We start from the raw sequence: 23,996 nt of genomic DNA, 5'->3' as shown, positions 1-23,996 counted from the left end.
TCTCTGTAAGGTTGCGAAATCATCCCCTAAGCGGGACGTACGGGCAAAAAATATTAGAAAAATAAAATTTTTATGCGACCCGCCGGAACGAAACGCTTGGAAATAACTTTTGAGGCAATGTGGGAGACGAGGAAAGCACCAACCTCCCGCAAGAGGCCCGCGGCTTCCCCCTCTCGCCGCGCCGGCCTTGAAACTACCAGCGTGAACGGTGACCTGCCCCCTCATCCCCCGAACTGGTTACCGTTCACGTCAAAAAGCCCGGCGCTTCCGCGACCGGGCTTTTTTTTGCTGGCTAGCACAAAGATCAGTCGGCCAGCGCCTTGACGATCTCTTCCGTCATTTTCTTGGCATCGCCGAGCAGCATCATCGTACCATCCTTGTAGAACAGCGTGTTATCGATGCCAGCGTAACCCGAACCCAAAGAACGTTTCACAAAGAGGCAGGTGCGCGCCTTGTCCACGTCAAGGATCGGCATACCATAAATCGGCGAGGACTTGTCATCGCGGGCCGAGGGATTGGTAACGTCATTGGCACCAATGACATAGGCCACGTCAGCTTGCGCGAACTCCGAATTAATATCTTCGAGTTCGAAAACCTCGTCATACGGCACGTTTGCCTCCGCCAGAAGAACGTTCATATGGCCCGGCATACGGCCTGCAACCGGATGAATCGCATATTTCACCTCGACGCCGTGCGCTTTAAGCGTGTCCGCCATTTCGCGCAGCGCATGCTGCGCCTGGGCAACCGCCATGCCGTAGCCTGGCACGATGATGACCTTCGAGGCGTTCTTCATCAGAAAGGCTGCATCGTCCGCCGAACCCTGCTTAACCGAACGCTCGATACCATCGTCCGACGCGGCAGCGGCAGCATCGCCGCCAAAGCCACCGAGAATGACGGAAATGAAGGAGCGATTCATGCCCTTACACATAATGTAGGACAGGATTGCACCCGAGGAACCGACCAGTGCCCCGGTAATAATGAGCGCGAGATTACCGAGCGTGAAACCAAGCGCTGCCGCGGCCCAGCCCGAATAGGAGTTGAGCATGGACACGACGACCGGCATGTCTGCGCCGCCGATCGGAATGATGAGCAGAACACCCAAAAGCAGCGATGCCGCGACGATCAGCCAGAAGACGGTAGTACTTTGTGTCATGACCAGCATCACGATCAGGACCACGAGCAGAACACCCAGCACGGCATTGACCAGATGGCGAGCCGGCAGAAGGATCGGCTTGCCGGACATGCGTCCGTCGAGCTTCAAGAACGCAATGACCGAGCCGGTAAAGGTGATGGCGCCAATGGCCACGCCGAGCGACATTTCGATCAGCGCCTGCGCATGTATATTGCCGATCTCACCGATGCCGAAGCTTTCCGGGGCGTAGACGGCAGCAGCCGCAACCATAACGGCAGCAAGGCCGACAAGACTATGGAAGGCCGCGACAAGCTGCGGCATCGCCGTCATTGCAATACGCTTGGCTATCAGCGCACCGGCACCGCCGCCGATGGCGAGACCGAGAATGATCAGGCCAAGACCACTAATGCTCGGACGGGCGAGCGCCAGCGTAGTGATTATGGCGATACCCATACCAACCATGCCATAAATATTGCCCTGGCGGCTGGTGGTCGGGTGCGAGAGGCCACGCAAGGCGAGGATGAAGAGTATCCCCGACACGAGATAGAGGAAGGAAGCAAGGTTCATGCTCATGGGATCTTACTTGTCCTTCTTCTTGTACATGGCCAGCATGCGCTGGGTGACGAGAAACCCGCCGAAGATATTGACCGCAGCGAGCACCAGCGCGACGAAGCCGAAGCCGGTCGCCATGCCCGACGCCGAGATACCGACGGCAAGGAGCGCGCCGACGACGATGACCGAGGAAATGGCGTTAGTGACGGCCATCAATGGCGTATGCAAGGCGGGTGTGACCGACCAGACGACATAATAGCCGACAAAAATCGCCAGCACGAAAATCGCAAAACGAAAGATGAACGGGTCGACCGCTCCGCCAGTCAGCGCGTGCGCCGCACCGGCTGCACCATCTACGATGACGGCATTGTCGACGGCGGTGCGGACTGCCTCGACGGAAAGCTCAAGCTGGTCGAGCGTCTGTTGGATGACGGACTTGTCCATTAGCTGGCGCTCCCCTCGTTGGTCTTCTTCTTTCGGGCGGTTGCCTTCGGCTCAGATACGAACTCCGGCGTCTCGACGGCAGGGCTGGCACTTGCAGCAGCGGCAGACGCGAAGCGCTCATGGACGACAGCGCCACCGTCGGTGAGCATCGTGGCCTTGACGAGTTCGTCCTCGCGGTTGATGGCGAAACTCTTCGCCTCCTTGTCGATCATCGTTTCAAGGAAGGCGAGCAGGTTCTTCGCGTAGAGCTGCGAGGCGGACGCGGCAATGCGACCGGCAACATTGACATGGCCGACGATCTTGACGCCGTTTTCAGTCGTTGCGACCTGCTCAGCAACGACGCCCTCGACATTACCCCCACGTTCGACAGCGAGGTCTACAAGCACGGAGCCAGCGCGCATCGAAGCGACCATGGCGGCTGACACGAGCTTGGGTGCGGGACGGCCAGGAATGAGTGCCGTGGTGATGACGATGTCCTGCTTGGCAATGTGCTCGGCAACGAGTGCTGCCTGCTTCGCCTGATACTCGGCGGACATCTCCTTGGCATAACCGCCTGCCGTTTCGGCGGCCTTGAACTCTTCGTCCTCGACGGCGATGAACTTCGCGCCAAGCGAAGCAACCTGTTCCTTGGCTGCCGGGCGAACGTCTGTCGCCGTGACAACAGCACCCAGACGACGGGCGGTTGCGATGGCCTGCAAGCCCGCGACACCTGCACCCATGATGAAGATTTTGGCGGCAGGCACGGTTCCGGCAGCCGTCATCATCATGGGGAAGGCACGGTCATATTCGGCAGCCGCATCAATGACGGCACGATAACCGGCAAGATTCGCCTGACTGGAGAGCACGTCCATGACCTGGGCGCGCGTGATGCGCGGCATCAGCTCCATGCCAAAGCTGGTGATCCCGCCCCTGGCTATCGCGGCAAGCTCGGCCTCGTTGCCATAGGGGTCCATGATCGCAAAGACGCTGACACCCGATTTGTACGATTTTATTTCGGCGGCTGAGGGGCGGCGCACCTTGAGAATAATATCGGCTTTGGCGGCATCGGCAGCGGCACCGATTTTGGCACCGGCTTTTTCAAACTCTGCATCGGGAATGCGCGAACGGGTGCCAGCCCCGCTTTCTACGATAATATCGAACCCGTGTCCCGCCAGACGCTTGACGGTATCTGCCGACGCAGCAACGCGCGCCTCTGCGATATCCGTCTCGCGCGGGACGAAAATGATCTGTGTCAATGAACTAACCCCTCAACATGCGGACGCGCCGAACCAGCCCGGCAGGCGCGCGGGGTGACAACTTATCGAATCGTCGTCCTAACGCAAGGGCGTAGGCTGCTACGTTTGGCCGCGCTTTAAGGCATGGCGGACGGCCGCTGGCTTAGCGCAACAGGGACATGCCAACCGCCATGACGAGCAGAAACAGGATCAGAGAAGAAAGAAAGCCTGCCGAAGTGAAGAAGCCGAAAGCCATGGCGACGAGAAGGGCGATAATTGAAAGCGTGCCCCATTTCGCCAAGGCGAGAAACATGTTGTAGGTTTTCTCGTGCTCGGAATAATCCATCTCTGCGCCAAGTTCGAGCGGCCCCTCGTGCCGATCATCCACCATGCCATCCTCCTTGGCCTACTGTTTCACTCTGCCCTGCCGCATCTGGCGCGAGCAATTATATCCAGTTTCCTGGAATTGCCGGTCGATTGTGACAGGCTTCCAGAGCAACACAAGACGGGGATCGAGAAAATGCGGCATATGGGCACGCCGCTACCGCCGTCACGGCAAGGACGGCATCACTGTCAGTGGCCCGGTCAGACTTCCGGGCGGAGCCGAAAAAAGCATACGTTGCTCACGCGCCGACGATTGGAAAAAGGGAAACCGGCTGAACGTCTCGTGCTGAATCGCCAACACATCCGCTTCATAGAGAAGCGCGACAGTGTTAATGACGCCATCATAATTGCGTGGTGTGCCTATGGGACGCGAATTGTAGATACGCTTGTAAAAAGCCACATGATCGCCGCGGATCATGGAGATCACATAAGGAGCGTTGAAATAGAAACAGGCCATGCCGGCGAGCCGCAATATGAGATAGGGAATTTGCGGATAGATGCGAGCCCATTCGAGATCAGCGGCAAAACGGCTCGGGTCAATGAAGCGTTCGCCCGCCTCCAGACGCGGAATTAAAATGTCAGGATACACCGATACGGAGGGTGACCAGGGCTGTTCCTTGCTGACGACATGGAGCCGGATCGTGCCAACGAGGTTCGCGTCGATATACACGCCCAACTTATAGCAGTTGGGCTTTTCGTCATATTCGTCATAGACCATGCGATCGGACGATTCCGAAACGAGATCAGCGTTCTTGTAGGAATTATAACGGAGCCGATAAATATCGTGGAGATCGTCGCCACGCTCGCACCGACGGTATTCCGTGCGCTCCAGCACGCTGAAAACGTTGCGTGCGAAGTTCGACATCGCACCGTCCGTGACTGGCTTGATCTCGCCCCTCATGACCCCTCATCCGGCTTGATCGATTCATGATCGAGCACGGCGAGGCCAAGCCCCAACCCATTGAAATCCGTAGATTCGCACAGCACCGCACCGATTCGCTGCGCCAGTTATTCACGCCTCACTTATTAAGCGCAAGCGACTTTTTGCGTCTGTCATCCGCAAACGACCAACGTGTTTGTGACATGGCGGAAATACCGGTTGCCGTGAGGGCGGCACCAAACAGAAAGCCCTGTAGCAAATCCGGACGGGAGCGAGCTTGCAGAATCTTCAACTGCTCGAAAGTCTCCACCCCTTCAACCGTCACTTCCATACCCAGACTGCGCGAAAGTGTGATAATACCCCGAACCAGTTCCAGCGATCGACGGCTATTATGAATATCGCTGATGAAGCTGCGGTCGATCTTGATCTTGTCGAATGGCAGCTTGTGAATATAGCTCAAGCTGGAATAGCCGGTGCCGAAATCGTCGAGCGCGATCTTGACGCCCAGCTCCTTGAGCCGGGAGATGACTTCGTCGCTGAGCTTCTTGTCCGCGATGAAGGCAGTTTCGGTAACTTCCAGCTCCAGACGCTCCGGCGCCAGACGCGTATTCTTCAGAACTTCGCGCACACGTCCGACAATTTCGAAGGAGCGCAAGTCGCGTGCCGACAGATTGACCGAAACATTAAGCTCGGAAGGCCAGTTGACGCAGTCGCGACAGGCGGTATCCAGCATGAAGGCGGTAATGTCGGAAATGATACCCATCTCCTCGGCCATCGGAATGAACTCGGCAGGCGAAATAGCGCCGTGCACCGGATGATCCCAACGGCAAAGCGCCTCACAGCCCGCGATACGCATACTTTCGATAGATACAATCGGCTGATAGACGACACGCAAGCTGCCCGTCTCTACCGCTGTGCGCAGCTCAGCTTTGCGGATCTGGCGATTACGGAAGGCTTCGTCCATATCCGTTTCGAACATCTGCCAGCTGCCTTTACCTACGGTTTTGGCACGGTGCAGGGCGAGGTCTGCCTTAACAACGAGGCTATCGAAATCGACGCCATCCACCGGCAGGCACACCGCGCCTGCGCTGGCCTGGAGATGGATGAAGTGGCCGGAGGCGTCGATGCCCCCTTGCAACTGACCGAAAATGCTGTCGACGGTCTGAACGAAGAGCTCGCGATTTTCAATCTCGTCAAAGTAGATCATGAACTCGTCGCCGCCAAAGCGACTGATGCGGATCGTCTTGCCGGAAAATGCTGAAAGTCTCTTGCCGACGGCCTGGATGAGTCCGTCGCCGACCGGATGACCGAGTGTGTCGTTCACGCCTTTGAAATCGTCGAGGTCGAAGAGGACCAGTCCGCATAGCCGTTTCGGATCGCCTGCCTTGAGCGCCGTCCCGACAATTTCCTGGAAATAGGTCCGATTCGGCAAGCCGGTAAGCCCATCGATGCGGGCGATCGTACGTATTTTTTCTTCGGCCTGCACCCGCTGCGTAACATCTTCGAAGGTGATCACCGCAAGCTCGCCATTGCCTGAGCGGGCCGCGAATTCGAGACAGCGTCCATCGGAAAAGGTGACGACGATACGTTCATCGCTGCCGCTTGCAAGGGATTGGACCAGGTGACGCTCAAGCTTTCGGCTGCTCTTCAAAGACAGTGAACCCGCAGCAACGCCACGGGTCAGAAGGGAATGCAGGGAGCGACCGACCGCAGCCTCGGGATTCGCGAATGCCAGAAGACGAGCCGCCTCGGCATTGGCCACTATGACTTTCCCGTCAGGCGCGATCATGACCAGCCCATAGGACATGGTATTCAAGGCGCGGTTGAACCGCTCCGCCAAGCGTCCCACCTTGCGCTTTTCCAGAAGTGCGGTCAGCAGTACGCCGCGCGCCACGGCTGCGAAACGCCGGACGGCGATGAGGAACGGCAGAGACAATAGACCCAGCACGATATTATATATATCGCCCGATATGATGAGAGCGAGCGAAAGCGGACCAGATGCCGCGATGATCTGCAACATGACCAGCGCCTGCGAGCCATAGTTCCGTCCGGCAACGGAGCTCAGAGATGCAAGGGTGATGGCGATCGACGCGACTTCGGCAAATGCGTCGTTGACGATGTAGACGCTGATGAAACACAACATGCCGAGCATGAAGGCATGAAGAACGCCGCCGACTATATATACGGCCTCGCGTCGCGTTGCCTCGACACGATCCTCCATCGGCGGACGGCGGCGCACACGCACGACGCTAATATAACGCGCGCCCCCGATGACAAGCAGAAGCGCGCCAATGACGAGGTAGATTGGGTGGCCGGTCTTATGATACAGTATTGCCGCCGTGATCGCCTGAGCAAACACGCCTATGATGAGGGAGGCTCCATCCCGGAAAAGCGACTCGACGAAGGGTATGTAGATGTCGAGAGGCAATTCCCGCTTTTCTTTTGCTTCCATTCCATCCCCGAGTTAACGCGCCCAGCGTCAAACCTTTCATTAAGAAAAGCTTATATAAATAGACTGCGCATCATGCATTCTGTAAAGCGCTTTCGTAAAAATCGCCTTAAATACGATGCTTCACGAAGGATTGCAGATCCTGCGTTCCCCCTCGCCGAAAGTCGCGTTTGACCTTGTTCTCCGAGATGCTATGCCAAGCGATGGAGGCTTCGTGCGAAAACGCGAGGTTAAGGAGATAAAGGGGAGGTAAGACGTGACAGCTTTGCTGGCCGTGTCCAATGCCATCGACAGGATCAACGCCTTTATAGGCAAGATTGTCGCGTGGCTCATTCTTGTCGCCGTGCTCGTCAGCGCCGGCAACGCGATCATCCGCAAGACTTTCAACATGTCATCCAATGGCTGGCTAGAGCTTCAGTGGTATCTGTTCGGCGCAGCCTTCCTGCTGGCGGCCGCCTATACGTTGAAGAAAAATGAACATATTCGCATTGATCTGTTTTATGGCAGCCGCACACGCCGTACCCAGCACTGGATCGATCTTCTGGGCCATATTTTCTTCCTGATGCCATTCTGTCTTCTGATGATCTACTATCTATGGCCGTGGTTCCTGCAGGCCTATTATTCCGGCGAACGCTCCAATAATACCGGCGGCCTCATCCTGTGGCCCGCGCGTTTCGCCCTTGCCTTCGGCTTCATTCAGCTTACCGCCCAAGGCGTTTCCGAGATTATCAAAAAGATCGCCATCATGGGCGGCCATCTCCCGGATCCGCTGCAAGAGCAGAGCCTGGATGACAGTACGGAGCTCCTCGCCGAGGAGAAGGGCGCATGATCCAGCTTATTGCCGACAACATGGCTCCGATCATGTTCGCTTCGCTGATCATATTTTTGCTGTTCGGCTATCCGGTCGCCTTTGCACTGGCGGCAAATGGATTGCTGTTCTTCTTGATCGGTGTGGAGCTTGCCCCCCTTTCGGACAATATCAACCTGTCCTGGCCCCTGCTCAACGCGATGCCGGAACGCTTATGGGGCACAATGTCGAACGAGACGATGCTCGCCATCCCGTTCTTCACCTTCATGGGCATCATTCTCGAACGTTCCGGTATGGCCGAAGACCTGCTCGACACGATCGGCCAGCTTTTCGGACCGATCCGCGGCGGTCTTGCCTACGCGGTTGTGCTCGTCGGAGCACTTCTGGCCGCGACCACCGGAGTGGTGGCGGCATCGGTGATCGCCATGGGTCTCATCTCGCTGCCGATCATGATGCGTTACGGCTATAATAGACGCACAGCCACGGGTGTCATTGCCGCCTCGGGTACGCTGGCGCAGATCATGCCGCCATCCCTCGTTCTCATAGTCATGGCCGACCAGCTTGGACGATCCGTCGGCGATATGTATGCGGGCGCGCTCTACCCAGCTCTGCTGCTGGTGGCGTGCTACATGACCTACGTCTTCATCATGACGCTGATCAAGCCGGAACACCTGCCAGCCCTGCCGCCCGAGGCCCGTACACTAGGCTCCGGCGTAACGTCGCTGCTTCTATGGCTCCTGGCCGGCGCGCTCGTCATAACGGGCTTCATCTATTTCTTCTATAGCACGATGGGAGACAGCGCTGACGTCTGGGGCTTCTTCATCGGCGTCCTTTTCGTCTATCTGGCGGCTGTCCTGAACGAATGGTTCAACTTAGGCATCATGTCGAGATTGGCACAACGCGTCATCATCGTGCTGATACCGCCGCTGGCGCTCGTATTCCTCGTGCTCGGCACTATTTTCCTCGGCGTTGCGACCCCCACAGAAGGCGGTGCGATGGGCGCGGTCGGCGCGCTGGTGATGGCAGCAGCCAAGCGTCGCCTTAGTCTGGAATCGGTAAAGTCGGCGCTCATCACCACGGTGAAGCTCTCCTCCTTCGTCATGTTCATTCTGATCGGCGCACGCGTATTCTCGCTCACCTTCTACGGCGTGAACGGCCATATCTGGGTGGAGCATCTTCTGACCTCCTTGCCCGGCGGCGAACTCGGCTTCCTGATCATCGTCAACATATTGGTCTTCTTCCTGGCCTTCTTCCTCGATTATTTCGAGCTGGCCTTCATCATCGTGCCGCTGCTGGTTCCGGCGGCAAATGCGATGGGTATCGACCTCATCTGGCTCGGCGTCATTCTGTCGATCAATATGCAAACGAGCTTTATGCACCCGCCATTCGGCTTTGCATTGTTCTATCTCCGATCAGTGGCGCCGAGAATTCCCTATCTCGACCGCGTCACGAAGAAGCGTATCGAACCGGTCAAGTCTTCGGACATCTACTGGGGGGCGGTGCCGTTCCTGTTCATACAGCTTTTCATGGTCGCAATCACGATCGCCTTCCCCCAGATCGTCACGCATTACAAGGGGCCGGTTATCGACGAGGGCGACGTCCAAATCCAGATCCCCGGTTTCGGCGGCGGATCGGAAGAAGCACCCAGCTTCGGCATACCGCCACTCGAGGGCCCGCCCAGCTTTGGCGGCGAACCACAGCCAAACGATAATGGCGGGCAGCAGGGAACGCCACCTGCCGACCTTTCGCAGCCGCCGAGTTTCGATTAAACGAGAACCCGCCTTCACGTTCTGAAGGCGGGTTTTCCTTGCAAAAGGGAGCCAAGTTCCTCCGTTTTTTGTTGGCCTTCATCCGATTAGTTTCTATAAAGGATTGATGGGCGTGTGCTGCGTGCGCCTTGGGCTTCCCAAATTTACGGAGAATAACGAAACCTTTTATCCAAGAGGGCGCAGACGCATGTCTTCGACACAGACTCCCGGCCAAGGCAAAGGCCGTATCAATTCTACTCTTCGCCGCTTTCTCGACAACGAAGCGTCCGGCGGCATTTTGCTGATGGCCGTCGCCGCGCTCGCTATCATCACGGCGAATTCTCCGTTTGCAGAAGCCTATTTTTCGGCCCTGCATGCCTATGTCGGGCCATTGAGCCTCCACCACTGGATCAACGACGCGTTGATGGCCGTCTTCTTTCTGCTCGTCGGCCTTGAAATCAAGCGCGAGATGCTAGACGGCCAACTGTCCAGCTGGACAAGACGGCTCCTGCCAGGCGCCGCGGCCGCGGGCGGCATGGCAATTCCGGCGCTGATATATGTAGCTTTCAACTATGATAACCCAGGTACGCTACACGGCTGGGCTATTCCTGCTGCGACTGACATTGCATTCGCGCTAGGTGTGCTGTCGCTGCTTGGCCCACGCGTACCTGCCTCGCTCAAGGTATTTTTGGCTGCCCTTGCCATCATCGATGATCTTGGTGCCGTTGTCGTTATTGCAGTTTTCTACACGAGCGACCTCAACTTCCTCATGCTTGGGGGCGCTGCCGCAACCATCGCAGCCCTTGTCGCGCTCAACAAAAGCGGCGTAAAATCCCTCCTGCCCTATATTGCATGCGGTCTGGTCCTTTGGGTTTTCGTACTGCTTTCCGGCGTTCATGCGACGCTTGCTGGCGTGATCCTGGCACTTACAATTCCGATCACCTTGACCCCAGGTGCGCCGGAAGCCTCTCAGGATGTCTCTCCGCTGCACAAGCTGGAACACGCGCTGCACATACCGGTCGCCTTCATCATCATACCGATCTTCGGCTTTGCCAATGCCGGCATTTCCTTTGCGGGCCTCACGGGCGAAGCATTCGTCGCTCCCGTAACGATGGGTGTCGCCATGGGATTGCTCATCGGCAAGGTCATAGGCGTCTTCGGTGCCGTATTGCTTATGGTAAAGACCGGTTTCACCGACCTTCCTGCCGGCGCAAGTTGGACACAGGTGTTGGGCGTGTCGCTTCTTTGCGGCATAGGTTTCACCATGAGTCTCTTTATCAGCCTGCTCGCCTTCAACGACGCGTTGCTGCAAGACGAAGCCAAGCTTGGCATTCTGATGGGGTCCTTCGTCGCCGGCATTCTGGGCTATGTCGTCTTGCGCATCGCCAAGCGCGAAGCCCCACGTCCCGTTTCGGCCTGATCGGTTCGATATGCCTCCAATGAAAAACCGCCCGGATAGTCCGGGCGGTTTTTAGCTTCTCAGCGGGATTTTCTGCTTAGCCGTCAACCTTCAACGTGCCGGCGCGCTGTTGCTGCATCATATATGTATCAAACTGGCTGTCAGCAATCTGCGTCCAAAGGAAGTACTCCGCACGGAACTTGATGATCGCGTCCCAGATCTTCTTGAAATCCTCGCTCTGCGCGCTCTGCTCGGCATAATACTCATTCGATGCCTTGAACGCAGCATCCATGATTTCCTTTGAGAACGGCTGCAACTTGGCGCCTTGGCTGACCAGAGTGCGGATCGCACGGGTATTCAGATAATCGTATTTCTGGAGCATGTCTGCATCGGCAGCCTGACAGGCTGTCTGAAGCAGAGACTTGTAATGCTCGGGCAGGCTGTCCCACTTGGCCTGGTTGAAGAACATGTTGACGGTTGGGCCGCCTTCCCAGAAACCGGGATAATAATAATTCGGCGCAACCTTGACGAAGCCGAGCTTCTCGTCATCGTAGGGACCGACCCATTCCGCTGCATCAATGGTTCCACGTTCGAGTGCGGGATAGACGTCGCCGCCCGCAAGCTGCTGAGGAACTACGCCCAGCTTGCCCATGATATCGCCTGCCACACCGGCAATACGCATCTTGAGCCCCTGAAGATCAGCGACCGTCTTGATTTCCTTGCGGAACCAGCCGCCCATCTGCGTACCCGTATTGCCGCAAGGCAGCCCATGAACGCCGTTCTTGTGATAGAATTCATTGAGCACGTCGATGCCGCGTTGTGAACCTTCACCGCCGCGATCGCCATGATAGAGCCAGGCATTCATGCCGCGGGGATTGAGCGCGAAAGGCACGGCTGCGCCCAGTGCCCAGGTTTTGGCCTTGCCCGTATAGTAATAGGCAACGGTATGACAGGCTTCCACCGTTCCGTTCTGGGCAGCATCAAGCGCCTGCAAACCTGGAACAAGTTCGCCGGCGGCAAAGACCTGCAAGGTAAAGTTTCCCTCGGTCGCTTCCGAAACCATCTTGGACAAGGTTTCCCCGCCGCCATAGATCGTGTCGAGCGATTTGGGGAAGGATGAGGCGATGCGCCAGGTGATTTTTGGATTGGCCTGCGCAATGGCGGGCGCGGCGAGTGCAGTCGTAGCAACGGCACCAGCACCAACAACGCCTGCCTTTTTGAAGAATGAACGACGATCCATGTGTTTCCCTCCTCCGGAAACCATGCGCCTGCTGCCCCACCTTGAAGAACATGCCTGCGCGGTTTGATGATCCAGCGTCTTTCATCGATGCCGTGCCTTTCGGCGCCAAGCCATCGACAGCCGCCGTGCAGAATCTCCTCCACTGCACCTTCGGCATTCGAAGTATTAAGAGCTTTTCGACTGGATCGTCTAGTAGGCTTTGTTCCAATACGCGTGACGGACCGGTGTCGCGCTTGATTCCGCAACGCTAATTGGCGAGATATTTTAATACGTTGCGTACGCGCATGCGGGGACGGGCTCTTCTAGCACTTTAGTATGAGACAGCAGGGAGTAATTCTTGGCGCGGAACTGTCCGAAAGTCATTTTCAGCCGGTTCCCATTACGCTATTCAATCGCAGTGACCCTTGCCGAGTATCAACCATGCAAAATTTCATCGCCGTACCGACCGATACCGTTCAATCAGGAAATTACGATTGGCATGCCTCGCCGAACCAGTATCTCGCGGCAGCCGTGAATGTCGCGGGCGTCATGCCTCTCCTGATCCCGTCCTTCGGTGCACAAGTCGATTTCGATGCGCTCTTCTCATGTGTGCAAGGTGTCATGATCACCGGGGCGAAGTCCAACGTCCATCCCTCTCTATATGGTGGCGATGCGAGCGAGGAAAACGGCCCATATGATCCGGCACGCGATGCGACCAGCCTCCCGCTCATCAAGGGAGCGATCGAGCGCGGCATTCCGCTCCTTGCCATTTGCCGCGGTATTCAGGAAATGAATGTGGCGCTCGGTGGGACTCTGGCCACCGAAATCCAGGACGGCCCTGATATGTGGGACCATCGCGCGCCCGAAGGCGAGACGCAGGACGAACGTTTTTCTATTCGCCAGAAGGTTATTATCAAACAAGGCGGCTGCCTCGCCGGCATTTTCGGTGCTGGCGCGATCAAGATCAACTCATTACATCGTCAGGCGATCAGCCGCTTGGGAGAGCGCCTACAAGTGGAAGCTGTGGCCGATGACGGGACGATCGAAGCAATTTCGGTGGTCGGCGCCAAGGGTTTTGCTGTCGGCGTGCAATGGCATCCCGAATATTGGGCGGAAAGCGACAACGCTTCTCGCAAGATCTTTGAAGCTTTCGGCGCAGCAGTACGCGATTATGCCACCCGCAAGAACGCCACAGTAGCCGAACGGCTGCTCGCCTGAGCTAGAACCAGGAGGCCAGCCACTCACTTCTAGCTTCCGGTCATTCCATCCAGCCCTTTACGTTACTCCTGCTTGCAAGGGAGAACCGATCAGGATTGCGCCACATAGCTGGCATACGGCGAGTGAGCGTGTATGCCTTCGGCACGCTGACGGAGCGGATGGTCAGGGCAGCATGAACCGAGCAGCGCAGATGGCATCATCGGTGATCGAGCAAAACTCGATCATCCGTTTCACTTTGGATATAAATGTCCCGGGACCCGGTGGCTCAATGTCGAGACCACTATTTTCCGAGCAGGTAGAATTATCTGCGGCGACCAATATCTCTTGCTTCTGGTACGGCGGTAATTGCCTGCCCGGCAGTGAACCAGTTAAGGAGATTGTCCACGACAAGATCGGCCATCATGGTCCGCGTCTTGACGGAGGCCGAAGCGACGTGCGGCAACAGGCTGGCATTCTCCAGAGCCAAAAGTTCTTCCGGCACATGCGGCTCATTCGTAAAGACGTCGAGGCCGGCGGCCAGGATAGTCCTGGTCTTCAACGCTTCAATCAGAGCAGTTTCATCGACGGTCGCCCCGCGCCCGACATTGACGAAGACACCCTGCGGGCCAAGTGCCGTGAATATTTCAGTTCCTACCGTTTTTTCTGTCTCGGGTGTCGACGGCACAACGCATATCAGCGTGTCGACAGCACGGGCCATATCCAGCAAGGTCGGATGATAGAGATAGGCCACGCCCGGAACCTGACGGCGATTGTGATAACTGATCTCCACGCCGAAGCCCTCAAGACGCCTGGCGACCGCAAGCCCGATGCGTCCCATACCATAGATGCCGACGCGGCGCCCTCGCAGACTGCCCGCCGTCAGGCGATACGGTCCCTCTTTCTCCCACCGGCCCGCACGCAAATATGCCTCCGCCTGCGGCAGTTCACGCAGCGTGTTGAGTAGAAGTCCTATCGCCGTGTCGGCAACTTCGTCGCTCAGCACGTCCGGCGTATGCGTCACGCAGATATTTTTGGATGCCGCATGTCCGGCATCGACCGGATCGTATCCGACACCGAAATGAGCAATGATTTCAAGTTTGGGAAGCGCGTCGATGAACTCTGCCGAGATCAGCGTTGCCGAGGCGATGCCTTGCACCTTTGCCGCCAGTTCGGGCGTGATAAGCGCCTTGTCGGACCTGTCTATACGCACGAGCTCAAATTCATGCGAAAGGCGATCGATCACATGCGGGTGCAGCTTGCCTGGAACGAGGATAGCGGTGGAGCGGGCGTCTTGGCTCAAGGCTAGTTCCTTTCGGGATTCTCGAAGAAGACCCGGTCGATTCAGCGGTCGCTGACGGGCCGTGCGGTGGATTGCCGGATATGTAATTCCGGCTTGATTAGTTCCTGATGTGTCTCGACGACCGCACCGTTGAGCCGATCAAGCAGCACACGCGCTGCCCGCCGTCCGACCTCGCGTTGGCCGTTCCACACGGTAGTCAGGGCCGGTGTTGCAATCGCGGCTTCCTCAAGATCGTCATAGCCGGTGACAGCGATATCCTTGCCGGGCACAAGGCCAGCTCGGGCAATCCCGTTCATCAGACCGATAGCCACCAGATCGTTCCAGCACACAACCGCCGTCGGACGATCCTTGAAGGCCAGGAACTGCGTCGCCGCCTCGAAACCGGCCTGCTTCGTGCGGGGGCCTGGAATACGCCAGTGCGCCGCAACCGGCAGCCCGGCCGAGTTCATGGCCGAAAGATAACCCTGATACCGGTCGCGGCCAGTCGAGGTCTGGTCGGTGCCCCCGATCATGGCAATGCGCCTATGTCCAAGCGATATCAGATGATTGGTTGCAAGCGCGGTGCCAAACGCGTCATCGCCACGAAAAACAGGTACATCGACGCCAGGCACCGAACGCGCGATCAGTACAGCCGGGAGACCGTTATCTTCCGCCATCTGAATATCTTCAGGAGGCGTTCCTATGGCCGGAGACATGATGACGCCGTCGGCGCCAAGTTGCAAAAGCGTGTCAAGGAAATTGCGCTGCTTTTCCAGCTGGTCATAATGGTTGGAAAGCAGGAAAGTCTGGCCGCTACGATCCAGTTCGGTTTCAATGGAGCGCAGAATCTCGGCAAAGAACGGGTTCATAATATCATGAACCACGACACCAATAATTCCCGATCGCGAGGTCCGCAGGCTGGCGGCGCGACGATTATAAATATAGCCGATAGCGCGCGCGTGCTCCTTGATACGCAAACGTGTGGATTCAGCGACAAGCGGGCTATCCCTCAGGGCGAGCGAAACCGTCGCGGTCGAGACACCGAGCGTGTCGGCAATCGTCGAAAGCTTGATTTTCTGAGCCAGCTCGCCCTCCCCGCCATCTGCAACTCGTCTGAATCATCCGCGCAAATCAAACGCGCGGCGATCAGACATGAATTCCAGCGTTACGGCAAGTATGCAAGCCGAATCAAGGCGTTTCCCAGCCTTTCGGAGGTAAAAGGCCTTAGCCGGCGACTTCTTCCGGCTCACGCTCTTCGACAGGGGCTTCTTCCTCGACCTCATCTCCCGCATCTACGATCAGATTACGGTCCGGCACGAGATTATTTTCGATACGGCTGAGCAGTTTGACGAGCGTCTTAAGCTCTTTCTTGTCAAGGCCTTTCAGCGCCTGCTTTTCCGTCTTCGAGACAGATTTCTCAATGGCACGGATCGCATCAGCGCCGCGTTCGGTCAGGAAGATGTGGGCCTGCCGCGCATCGATCTCGGAGGCGCGCTTTTCGAGAAAACCTTGGCTTTGCAGGCGATTGATGGTCTTGGTGATCGTCGGCGGACGAACCCCGAGACGCGCAGCCAGTTGACCGGGCGTTTGACCGTTTTCGGCGAAGAGCGCCAGCATGATCTGATCCTGTCCCGCATAGAAGCCATGCGCCAGAAGACGCGTTGCCAGAACGGTGCGCGACAAGCGGGCCGCCGATTGCAGCCGGATCATCGCCATGCCTTTTTCGAACTTCGCCATTCGCTAAACTCCCTCTCTTGCCGCCTTTTGGGGCCTTGTCCCACTGCCGGAAACAGCCCTTTGCCGGCATCCCAATGGCAGACTTGCATTTCAGAGAGATGACACACAAGCAGAATGACGTTCGCACGATTTGACGACGCTTCAAAATTCCTGAGTCTCACGCTGGTGCATTTTGGAAGCTGGCGGCCTATATAGGCGCAAAGAACGAAACTTTCCGAATGGATGACATCATGAGCGCCTCGCAGGAACAAATCCCGGTCACCGTTTTGACCGGTTATCTCGGAACCGGCAAGACAACGCTTCTCAACCGTATCCTGAGTGAGAACCATGGCAAGCGCTATGCGGTGATCGTCAACGAGTTCGGCGAAATCGGTATCGACAATGATCTGATCGTCGAGTCGGACGAAGAAATCTACGAAATGAACAATGGCTGCATCTGCTGTACGGTACGGGGCGATCTGGTCCGCGTCGTTGAAGGGCTGATGCGCCGCCCGGGCCGTTTCGACGCCATCCTCGTGGAAACCACGGGGCTTGCCGATCCCGTCCCTGTCGCGCAGACGTTTTTCATGGATGATGACGTGAAGGCGAAAACCCGGCTGGACGCTGTCGTCGCAATGGTGGATGCCAAGCACCTGCCCCTGCGGTTGAAGGACAGCCGCGAAGCCGAAGACCAGATCGCTTTCGCCGATGTCGTCGTCATCAACAAGACCGATCTCGTAACCGAGGAAGAATTGCGGAAGGTGGAAGCCACGGTGCGGGCGATTAACCCATCGGCCCGCATTCACCGTACAGAACGCGCCGGTATTGACCTGGGCGAAGTGCTGGACCGCGGCGCATTCGACCTGAAGCGCGTGCTTGAGGACGATCCGCATTTCCTGGATGCGCATGACCATGACCATGACCATGATCATGTTTGCGGACCGGATTGCGATCACGATCATCATGATCATACGCACCATCACCATGAGCATGTCTGCGGCCCTGACTGTGACCACGATCATCATCACCATGCTTCCGACATTCACGATGTAACGGTGAAATCGGTTTCGTTGCGGGCCGGTGCACTGGCTCCGAACGTGTTCTTCCCCTGGATTCAGCAGATCACGCAATTGCACGGGCCCAATATTCTGCGCCTCAAAGGCATCATTGCGCTGGCAAACGACCCGGATCGCTATGTGGTACAGGGCGTGCACATGATTATCGAGGGCGATCATCAGCGCGCCTGGAAGGATGACGAGAAACGCGAGAGCCGCCTCGTCTTCATTGGCCGCGACCTTCCCGTCGAGAAACTGAAGGAAGGCTTCGAAGCCTGCCAAGCAACGACCGAACTCGCCTGATTTCTCATGTCGACAGTTGCTCCCCTTGATCTCGACGGCCATTGCCTGACTGCTGGCTTTATTTCCAACAATGCCTTCTTCGCCATGGCAGACGGTGCCGTGCACCGTCTCGCTGGAGGTCATAAGACGACGCCGGTGCATGATGGGATGCTTTGCGCTACCGTCGATGCAGCCAGCAGCCGCCTGCTGACCGGTGGCGAAGACGGCAAGGTCTGCGCCGTTGCAGCCGATGGTGAGGCTAGCACTCTTGCCGAACTGGGTCGCAAGTGGATCTCGGCAGTGGCAGCAGGTCCGCAGAAGATCATCGGCTATGCTTCGGGTCGCAACGCCTATGTGCTCGCTCCCGGCAAGAACCCGACGGAGCTTACACATCCGCGCACGGCAGAGGGCATTGCCTTTGCGCCTAAGGGCCTGCGTCTCGCCGTTGCTCGCTATAATGGCACAACGCTGCATTTTCCGGGCACGGAGAGCAAGCCAGTCGAGCTCGAGTGGGCGGGCGCGCATACCAACGCGACCTTCTCTCCCGATGGCGCCTTCCTCGTTACCTCGATGCAGGAAAATGCCTTGCATGGCTGGCGTCTTTCCGACAGCAAGCACATGCGCATGTCCGGCTATCCGGCCAAGATAAAATCCTGGTCCTGGAGCCACAAAGGTAAATGGCTGGCGACCTCGGGCGCACCTGCGGCTATTGTCTGGCCGTTCCTGACGAAGGACGGCCCAATGGGCAAAGCACCGCTAGAGCTTGGCACGCGCGGCAACAGCATGGTCACCACCGTTGCATGTCATCCGACCGAGGAGGTCGTGGCAATTGGCTATGATGACGGGATGATTCTTGCGGCACGCTTCGCCGATCAAAAAGAAATCCTCCTTCGCCGCGAAGGTAAGGGAGCAATTTCGTCACTGGCCTGGGATGCCAAAGGCATGCGACTGGTTTTCGGCTCCGCCGAAGGCGATTGCGGGCTGATCGATATAACATCCTGAGTCGCTGTTAAAGCGGCACGGGGACTTGTTTGCTGCGGTTAGGACATAGCAGATTTAGCGGCACTGCCTGCTAGATAAACCTCGGCGACGGCACGGTCGTCCCCCATGGTTTGGAGCACGAAAAGCTCTTCCGACAAAGTTTGCGCCCTTTGCATCCGCAACGCCATTTCCGGCGTTGCAGATGCATTCAGCACGACAATATCGGCGTAGGTTCCTGTCTCCAGGGTGCCAAGCTCGCTATCGAGAGAGAGCGCTTCGGCATTGCCGCGCGTTATCTGCCAGAAACTCTCCAGAGGCGACAGTTTCGGCCCTTGTAGCGCGACAATCTTGTAAGCCTCATCCATCGTCTTCAACATGGAATAACTCGTCCCGCCGCCAATGTCGGTTGCCGTGGCAATGCGCATGTTGCGAGCCTGATTGCGCTTGTAATCGAACAGGCCGGAGCCAAGAAACAGGTTCGACGTCGGGCAGAACACTGCTACCGACCGGCTTTCCACGAGCGTAGCGATCTCGCGCGGCGACAAATGGATCGAGTGTCCCAGAAGCGTGCGCTCACCGAGCAGGCCGTAGCGTTGGTAAACGCCGAGATAGTCCTCATCCTGTGGATAGAGATTTGCGGCAAGTCGGATCTCGTCCAGATTTTCCGAAAGATGCGTCTGCACGGGACACTCCGGGTAGAGTTCCTTCAGCGCCGACGCCGCTTCCAGTTGCGCGGGCGTCGAAGTAATCGCAAAACGAGGCGTGATCGCAACACTCTGCCGCCCCCTGCCATGCCAGTCCTCAATCAGGGCAAGCGTCTCGTCATAACCGCGTTGCGCCGTATCCAGCAGCCCAGCCGGCGCGTTACGATCCATCATCACCTTGCCGGCGACAGTCGCCATATTGCGTGTATGCGCAGCTTCGAAGAACGCTTGCACCGACTGCGGATGCACCGAACAGAAGGCCGCGACACTAGTCGTGCCATTGCGGATCAATGAATCGAGAAAGGCGGCCGCCATAGTCCTGGCGTGCACCGGATCGCCATAAGCCAGTTCGGCCGGGAAAGTATACTCGTTCAACCAGTCGAGCAATTCGGCGCCGAATGATCCTATAATCTGCACCTGCGGAAAATGTGCGTGACAATCGATGAAGCCCGGCATGAGGAGATAGGGACGGTGATCCTGCACGAGGATACCGTCCGGCAACGGGCCAAGAGCCTCGAAACTGCCGGTCGACATGACGCGGCCATCGCGTATGCGGATCGCGCCATTCTCTTCATAAACATAGGCGTCGTGATCCTGCGCATGTTCAGGACGGCGGTGAAAGGCCAGCAGCCTGCCGCGAATAACGGTGTCGTTCATGAGGCTTTCCAATGATCTTCCGTGGTTCGCATAGCAATACAGGCAGCGCAAGCCTACAATATTAGCTATATCCGAAAGCTACTTGTTGATTGCATTTTAACTTCGTGATTTCATCCTCGCGCAAGAGCGTAGTTGCGGTCTGGCGGGATCGGAGAGGCGTACCGGGACAAAACTTGTCTTCATCCGTCAGCCGTAAGCTCAAGGGGGGATAGGAATGACAGTGCCTATAGAAAATAGCGCGCGCACCACCTACGCTGCGCCCTTGTGCCGCATACCTTCCTCTTGGCAATCCGCCAGTAGAGCCCGGTTGCTCGCGCTTCTCTCGGCGAGCGCGCTCGTATCGCCGGCCGCGATGACCGCAGCCAGTGCGGCCTGTGGCCCGGTTCCGGGGGTGCCCAACTCCTATGTCTGCGATAGCGGGATTTTGACCGGCAATCTCAACATGCCTTCCGGCAATAATACGCTGCTATTTCCCGAAGGCAGCACGGGCACGATCGAGGGTAATGTCACCTCCGGCCCCGGCGCGGACAGTATCATCATATACTCCGGTACTATTACAGGCGCGGTCAACCAGGGCGACGGGATCGACGTTTTCATCATGTATGGGGGTAGCATCGGCTCGCTTAATCAGAGCGAGGCGCTGGACGAGTTCTACATGTATGGCGGGCGGATCGTCGGCAATTTCTCATCCGGTGATTATGGCGAACAGCACGGAGGACAGATCGGGTCGGTATCGCTGCTGGCAGCCAACAACGTCTATATCATGACTGACGGCATCATTGACGGCACCTTGTCGGCAGGTTTCGGCCATGACACGATCACCATAAGCGGTGGCTCGATCGGCAACAGGATCAGCTTGAGTAACGGCAACGATATTATCAATCTGTCCGGCGGTTCCGTCGCCAATGGTATCCTGATGGGAAATCAGGACGATGTGTTGAACTGGAGCGGTGGCACGGTTGGTGGCTCGATTACGCTCGGGCCAGACAATGATACGGCAAGATTAACTGGCTTGACCGACGCCAACATGCCTAACCTGAGCTCCCTGACGGGCGATGTCGGCGATGACTCTTTGATCCTGAACAACGTGACCTTGTCGCGCGCCAGCATCTTCTCACAGTTCGAGACGGTCGTTGTAACGAATAGTTCCACGCTTGGTTTTGACGGTACGCTCGTTCTCGGCGACGCCGGCACGCAAACGGGTACGATGACGATCGATGCAGGGTCGACCCTCGTAGGCTCAGAAAGCACCGTAGGCGGCATCACCAGCTTCACGGCTGGTGCACTTGCCACCATCAATAATAGCGGCACCATCGATCTGACGCGAAACGGCTCTGGCAGCAGTGATGTCTTTACTATCGCCGGCAACTATGTCGGCAATGGCGCGTCACTGCTTCTCCAGACAGTGCTGGGTAATGATACCTCGCCCTCGGACAAGCTGGTCATCAGCAATGGCGCTGCCACAGGCTCGACTGCGATCACGGTCCAGAACGTCGGCGGTGCGGGTGGCCTCACAACGGGCAACGGCATTTTAGTCGTCGAGGCGATCAATGGAGGAACCACCGCGACCGGTGCCTTTGGCCTTTCCGGTTCAGTCTCGGCAGGCGCCTATGATTATGCCTTGTTTCGTGGCGGCGTTACAACGGATAGCGTTGAGAACTGGTATCTTCGTTCCAGTATTGTCACGCCACCGCCTCCGGTTGCCCCTACCGATCCCGTCGTTCCGACCCCTGAACCGGCTCCTCCGCCCCCACCGGCACCTGGCGTTGTAAACCCACCTGTTCCGGTGGCCTCGGTGACCATGCCTCCGCCCACCCCGGGTGCATCGGTCGCAGCACCGGTTCTGGTGGTACCACCTGCCCCGCCACCAACGCCTGACAATCCTGCTCCGGAAGCACCCGCACCCCATTACGAGCCCATCCCGCTCTATCGCGTGGAAGCGCCTACCTATGCAGCCATTCCGCCTGCCGCATATGAGCTGGCCTTGGCGACACTGGGCACTTTTCACGAGCGCCGCGGCTCGAGCGACTTCCTGGCGAGCGGACATGCACCGGTCGCGTGGAGTCGCGTCTTCGGTCAATCCACTGATGCGTCGTGGAGTGGTGGGGCTTCGCCGTCGCTCAACGGTGACCTCTTCGGTATCCAGGCCGGCCTCGACCTTATGGGTTGGGAATGGCAAAACGGCCAGCGCAGCCAGCTTGGTCTTTTCGGCGGCTATGCCAAGCTTGATGGCGACCTCAAGGGTTTCGCCATGGGCTGGAACAATCTAGACGTCGGGACGCTCGACATCGACGCTACTTCCCTCGGTCTGACCTTTACCCATTTTACGCCGCAGGGCTGGTATGTCGACGCGGTTGCCATGTACAGCTGGTTTGGCGGAGAGGTGAATTCGCGACGCGACATAGGTATCGATATTGACGGCGGTGGTGTGATGTTGTCGCTTGAAGGCGGACACCGCTTCTCGTTGAACGAGAATTGGGCATTGCTGCCGAACGCACAGCTGATCTGGCAGGACTTGTCGATCGATAGTGCCAGCGACCGTATCTCGACCATCGCCTTCCCCGATAATAATGGCTTTACCGGCCGTCTGGGCCTGCGACTTGAGGGAGATCGGCTCTGGAGCGGCGCGCACATCCGCCCCAATCTCGAGCTCAACCTGTGGCATAGTTTCGAAGACCGGGCCGAAGTCAGGATGGATGCCGATCGCATTTTCACCGATCTCTCAGGCACCTCGCTTGAAATCGGTGCCGGCTTTGCCGCCGATCTCAACGAGAAAACCTCACTGTTCGGCAAGGTCGACTACACCTTCGACGTGGATGGCTCAGATCGCGACTCCTTCGGTGGCAATCTGGGTTTAAGCTTCAAGTGGTAATCCGCCGAAACGCGTAACGCCCGCTTTCCCCCGCCCTCGCAAGGAGGGCGGGTGGTGACGCCGAAGGTGAATGCGCCGGTCACATCCCCGCCGTGCCCTCAGGATTCAGACCTTTTTAACCATGTCTGTTTACCGTGTTCATGTCGCTTTATGCATGAGCGCAAGGTCGTCGGCGTTGGTTTTCGAGGTTTGTCATGCAGCATCCAGAGTCTGAAGCAGCACCTTCCGCTCTTCTCTCCCGCCGTAACTTTCTGGCGGGGCTTGCAGGGGCAAGCCTTGCGGGATGCACCACGCCCACCGATGCCCTCCACAATTTCCAGACAGCGATGTCGCAACCCACCGACATGCCGGGTCTTGCGCCGCAGCGTGTCGATACGATGAGCACAAGCTCGATCCGTCCCCGTATCTCCATCGACAAGAACGTAACGCGCAGCGATGTCATGTACGCCGCAATGACGGATAATGGTTTTGCCTTGCCGGAGATCCCCTATCAGAAGATCGACCCGAAATGGCGCAGGCAGATCGTTGTTGATCCAACAGGCGAGGCCCCCGGCACCATCGTAGTGCGTTTGCAGGAGAAATTCCTCTACTGGGTGATGCCGGGCGGGGAAGCCGTGCGTTATGGCGTCGGAATCGGCAAGGACGGCTTCTCCTGGAACGGACGCGCGCAGATCCAATATTCGAAAATCTGGCCAACCTGGACTCCGCCAGCGGAAATGGTCGCACGCAAGCCTGAACTCGTGAAATTCGCCAGCGGTCAGCCCGGCGGCCTCACCAATCCGTTGGGTGCACGCGCACTCTATATCTTCAAGGACGGACGCGACACGCTCTACCGTGTCCATGGCTCGCCGGAGTGGTGGTCGATCGGCACTGCCGTCTCGTCCGGCTGCGTACGCCTTATCAACCAGGACATCATTGATCTCTATAATCGCGTCAACGGACAGCGGGTCCCCATCGTGGTTGGATGATACATTTGTCATGATCCTGTGACAAATGATCGATAGTCAGGCGGCACTTCATCTGC

The 23,996-nt window shown here is 57.5% G+C and carries 19 protein-coding genes; 8 read left to right on the top strand and 11 right to left on the bottom strand.

Annotation, left to right across the window (positions count from 1 at the left end; translation table 11 throughout):
• Positions 1–304: 304 nt before the first annotated feature.
• The 6 genes from IE151_RS02825 to IE151_RS02800 form a co-directional block, all read right to left on the bottom strand.
• Positions 305–1,705 carry an NAD(P)(+) transhydrogenase (Re/Si-specific) subunit beta gene (locus tag IE151_RS02825; protein ID WP_189487742.1) on the bottom strand — a complete coding sequence of 467 codons (1,401 nt, stop codon included), beginning with the start codon at positions 1,703–1,705 and terminating at the stop codon, positions 305–307.
• Positions 1,706–1,711: 6 nt separating this feature from the next.
• On the bottom strand, positions 1,712–2,128 hold the full coding sequence (locus tag IE151_RS02820) for a proton-translocating transhydrogenase family protein (protein ID WP_189487740.1): 417 nt from the start codon (positions 2,126–2,128) through the stop codon (positions 1,712–1,714).
• Positions 2,128–3,363 (bottom strand): Re/Si-specific NAD(P)(+) transhydrogenase subunit alpha, encoded by a 1,236-nt coding sequence (locus IE151_RS02815; protein ID WP_189487738.1) that lies wholly within the window; start codon positions 3,361–3,363, stop codon positions 2,128–2,130. The genes IE151_RS02820 and IE151_RS02815 overlap by 1 nt, the downstream gene beginning before the upstream one ends.
• 142 nt (positions 3,364–3,505) lie before the next feature.
• Positions 3,506–3,733: an aa3-type cytochrome c oxidase subunit IV gene (locus IE151_RS02810; RefSeq protein ID WP_189487736.1), complete on the bottom strand. Its 228-nt coding sequence runs from the start codon at positions 3,731–3,733 to the stop codon at positions 3,506–3,508.
• A gap of 159 nt (positions 3,734–3,892) precedes the next feature.
• Positions 3,893–4,627 (bottom strand): N-acyl amino acid synthase FeeM domain-containing protein, encoded by a 735-nt coding sequence (locus IE151_RS02805; RefSeq protein ID WP_189487734.1) that lies wholly within the window; start codon positions 4,625–4,627, stop codon positions 3,893–3,895.
• Between the two features lie 118 nt (positions 4,628–4,745).
• Complete coding sequence (locus IE151_RS02800) at positions 4,746–7,058, bottom strand: putative bifunctional diguanylate cyclase/phosphodiesterase (protein WP_189487732.1); 2,313 nt, start codon at positions 7,056–7,058, stop codon at positions 4,746–4,748.
• Positions 7,059–7,311: 253 nt separating this feature from the next.
• Here IE151_RS02800 and IE151_RS02795 point away from each other — a divergent pair, with 253 nt between their 5' ends.
• The 3 genes from IE151_RS02795 (at position 7,312) to nhaA (ending at position 11,031) form a co-directional block, all read left to right on the top strand.
• Positions 7,312–7,884 carry a TRAP transporter small permease subunit gene (locus IE151_RS02795; RefSeq protein ID WP_189487730.1) on the top strand — a complete coding sequence of 191 codons (573 nt, stop codon included), beginning with the start codon at positions 7,312–7,314 and terminating at the stop codon, positions 7,882–7,884.
• A complete protein-coding gene (locus IE151_RS02790; protein ID WP_189487728.1) occupies positions 7,881–9,632 on the top strand; it encodes a TRAP transporter large permease in 1,752 nt (583 codons plus the stop codon). Before IE151_RS02795 ends, IE151_RS02790 begins: the two co-directional genes overlap by 4 nt.
• A 187-nt stretch (positions 9,633–9,819) precedes the next feature.
• Entirely contained in the window at positions 9,820–11,031 is a 1,212-nt protein-coding gene (nhaA, locus tag IE151_RS02785) for a Na+/H+ antiporter NhaA (protein ID WP_189487726.1), read from the top strand.
• A gap of 76 nt (positions 11,032–11,107) precedes the next feature.
• Here nhaA and IE151_RS02780 read toward each other — a convergent pair whose 3' ends face one another.
• Entirely contained in the window at positions 11,108–12,250 is a 1,143-nt protein-coding gene (locus IE151_RS02780; RefSeq protein ID WP_189487724.1) for a TRAP transporter substrate-binding protein, read from the bottom strand.
• A 420-nt stretch (positions 12,251–12,670) separates the two neighbouring features.
• Between IE151_RS02780 and IE151_RS02775 the strand changes: the two genes are divergently transcribed.
• Positions 12,671–13,447 (top strand): gamma-glutamyl-gamma-aminobutyrate hydrolase family protein, encoded by a 777-nt coding sequence (locus IE151_RS02775; RefSeq protein ID WP_189487722.1) that lies wholly within the window; start codon positions 12,671–12,673, stop codon positions 13,445–13,447.
• A 301-nt stretch (positions 13,448–13,748) separates the two neighbouring features.
• Here the strand turns inward: IE151_RS02775 and IE151_RS02770 are convergent, their stop codons facing one another.
• The 3 genes from IE151_RS02770 to IE151_RS02760 form a co-directional block, all read right to left on the bottom strand.
• Positions 13,749–14,726, bottom strand: coding sequence for a 2-hydroxyacid dehydrogenase (locus tag IE151_RS02770; RefSeq protein WP_189487720.1), 978 nt, complete (start codon positions 14,724–14,726; stop codon positions 13,749–13,751).
• Positions 14,727–14,767: 41 nt separating this feature from the next.
• Positions 14,768–15,790: a LacI family DNA-binding transcriptional regulator gene (locus IE151_RS02765; protein ID WP_189488319.1), complete on the bottom strand. Its 1,023-nt coding sequence runs from the start codon at positions 15,788–15,790 to the stop codon at positions 14,768–14,770.
• Positions 15,791–15,929: 139 nt separating this feature from the next.
• Complete coding sequence (locus IE151_RS02760; RefSeq protein ID WP_189487718.1) at positions 15,930–16,442, bottom strand: MarR family winged helix-turn-helix transcriptional regulator; 513 nt, start codon at positions 16,440–16,442, stop codon at positions 15,930–15,932.
• A gap of 230 nt (positions 16,443–16,672) precedes the next feature.
• Here IE151_RS02760 and IE151_RS02755 point away from each other — a divergent pair, with 230 nt between their 5' ends.
• The gene (locus IE151_RS02755) at positions 16,673–17,779 is read left to right on the top strand and encodes a CobW family GTP-binding protein (protein ID WP_189487716.1); all 1,107 of its coding nucleotides are present in this window, start codon (positions 16,673–16,675) and stop codon (positions 17,777–17,779) included.
• A gap of 6 nt (positions 17,780–17,785) precedes the next feature.
• A complete protein-coding gene (locus IE151_RS02750; RefSeq protein WP_189487714.1) occupies positions 17,786–18,760 on the top strand; it encodes a WD40 repeat domain-containing protein in 975 nt (324 codons plus the stop codon).
• Positions 18,761–18,798: 38 nt separating this feature from the next.
• On the opposite strand, the gene guaD is transcribed toward IE151_RS02750, so the two are convergent.
• Positions 18,799–20,100: a guanine deaminase gene (gene guaD, locus IE151_RS02745; protein ID WP_189487712.1), complete on the bottom strand. Its 1,302-nt coding sequence runs from the start codon at positions 20,098–20,100 to the stop codon at positions 18,799–18,801.
• Positions 20,101–20,314: 214 nt separating this feature from the next.
• Between guaD and IE151_RS02740 the strand changes: the two genes are divergently transcribed.
• Positions 20,315–22,972 carry an autotransporter family protein gene (locus IE151_RS02740; RefSeq protein WP_189487710.1) on the top strand — a complete coding sequence of 886 codons (2,658 nt, stop codon included), beginning with the start codon at positions 20,315–20,317 and terminating at the stop codon, positions 22,970–22,972.
• Positions 22,973–23,166: 194 nt separating this feature from the next.
• Positions 23,167–23,940, top strand: coding sequence for a L,D-transpeptidase (locus IE151_RS02735; protein ID WP_189487708.1), 774 nt, complete (start codon positions 23,167–23,169; stop codon positions 23,938–23,940).
• Positions 23,941–23,996: the final 56 nt, after the last annotated feature.

Source organism: Limoniibacter endophyticus, assembly GCF_014652835.1.
GTDB lineage: Bacteria > Pseudomonadota > Alphaproteobacteria > Rhizobiales > Rhizobiaceae > Limoniibacter > Limoniibacter endophyticus.
The sequence above is the reverse complement of the archived record's forward strand: the minus strand, read 5'-3'. Positions and strand labels throughout refer to the sequence as shown.

Coding starts and splice junctions, on each gene's coding strand:
- IE151_RS02825 (WP_189487742.1), bottom strand. CDS start 1,705: ATGAGCATGAACCTTGCTTCCTTCCTCTATCTCGTGTCGGGGATACTC.
- IE151_RS02820 (WP_189487740.1), bottom strand. CDS start 2,128: ATGGACAAGTCCGTCATCCAACAGACGCTCGACCAGCTTGAGCTTTCC.
- IE151_RS02810 (WP_189487736.1), bottom strand. CDS start 3,733: ATGGTGGATGATCGGCACGAGGGGCCGCTCGAACTTGGCGCAGAGATG.
- IE151_RS02805 (WP_189487734.1), bottom strand. CDS start 4,627: ATGAGGGGCGAGATCAAGCCAGTCACGGACGGTGCGATGTCGAACTTC.
- IE151_RS02800 (WP_189487732.1), bottom strand. CDS start 7,058: ATGGAAGCAAAAGAAAAGCGGGAATTGCCTCTCGACATCTACATACCC.
- IE151_RS02790 (WP_189487728.1), top strand. CDS start 7,881: ATGATCCAGCTTATTGCCGACAACATGGCTCCGATCATGTTCGCTTCG.
- nhaA (WP_189487726.1), top strand. CDS start 9,820: ATGTCTTCGACACAGACTCCCGGCCAAGGCAAAGGCCGTATCAATTCT.
- IE151_RS02780 (WP_189487724.1), bottom strand. CDS start 12,250: ATGGATCGTCGTTCATTCTTCAAAAAGGCAGGCGTTGTTGGTGCTGGT.
- IE151_RS02775 (WP_189487722.1), top strand. CDS start 12,671: ATGCAAAATTTCATCGCCGTACCGACCGATACCGTTCAATCAGGAAAT.
- IE151_RS02760 (WP_189487718.1), bottom strand. CDS start 16,442: ATGGCGAAGTTCGAAAAAGGCATGGCGATGATCCGGCTGCAATCGGCG.
- IE151_RS02755 (WP_189487716.1), top strand. CDS start 16,673: ATGAGCGCCTCGCAGGAACAAATCCCGGTCACCGTTTTGACCGGTTAT.
- IE151_RS02750 (WP_189487714.1), top strand. CDS start 17,786: ATGTCGACAGTTGCTCCCCTTGATCTCGACGGCCATTGCCTGACTGCT.
- guaD (WP_189487712.1), bottom strand. CDS start 20,100: ATGAACGACACCGTTATTCGCGGCAGGCTGCTGGCCTTTCACCGCCGT.
- IE151_RS02740 (WP_189487710.1), top strand. CDS start 20,315: ATGACAGTGCCTATAGAAAATAGCGCGCGCACCACCTACGCTGCGCCC.
- IE151_RS02735 (WP_189487708.1), top strand. CDS start 23,167: ATGCAGCATCCAGAGTCTGAAGCAGCACCTTCCGCTCTTCTCTCCCGC.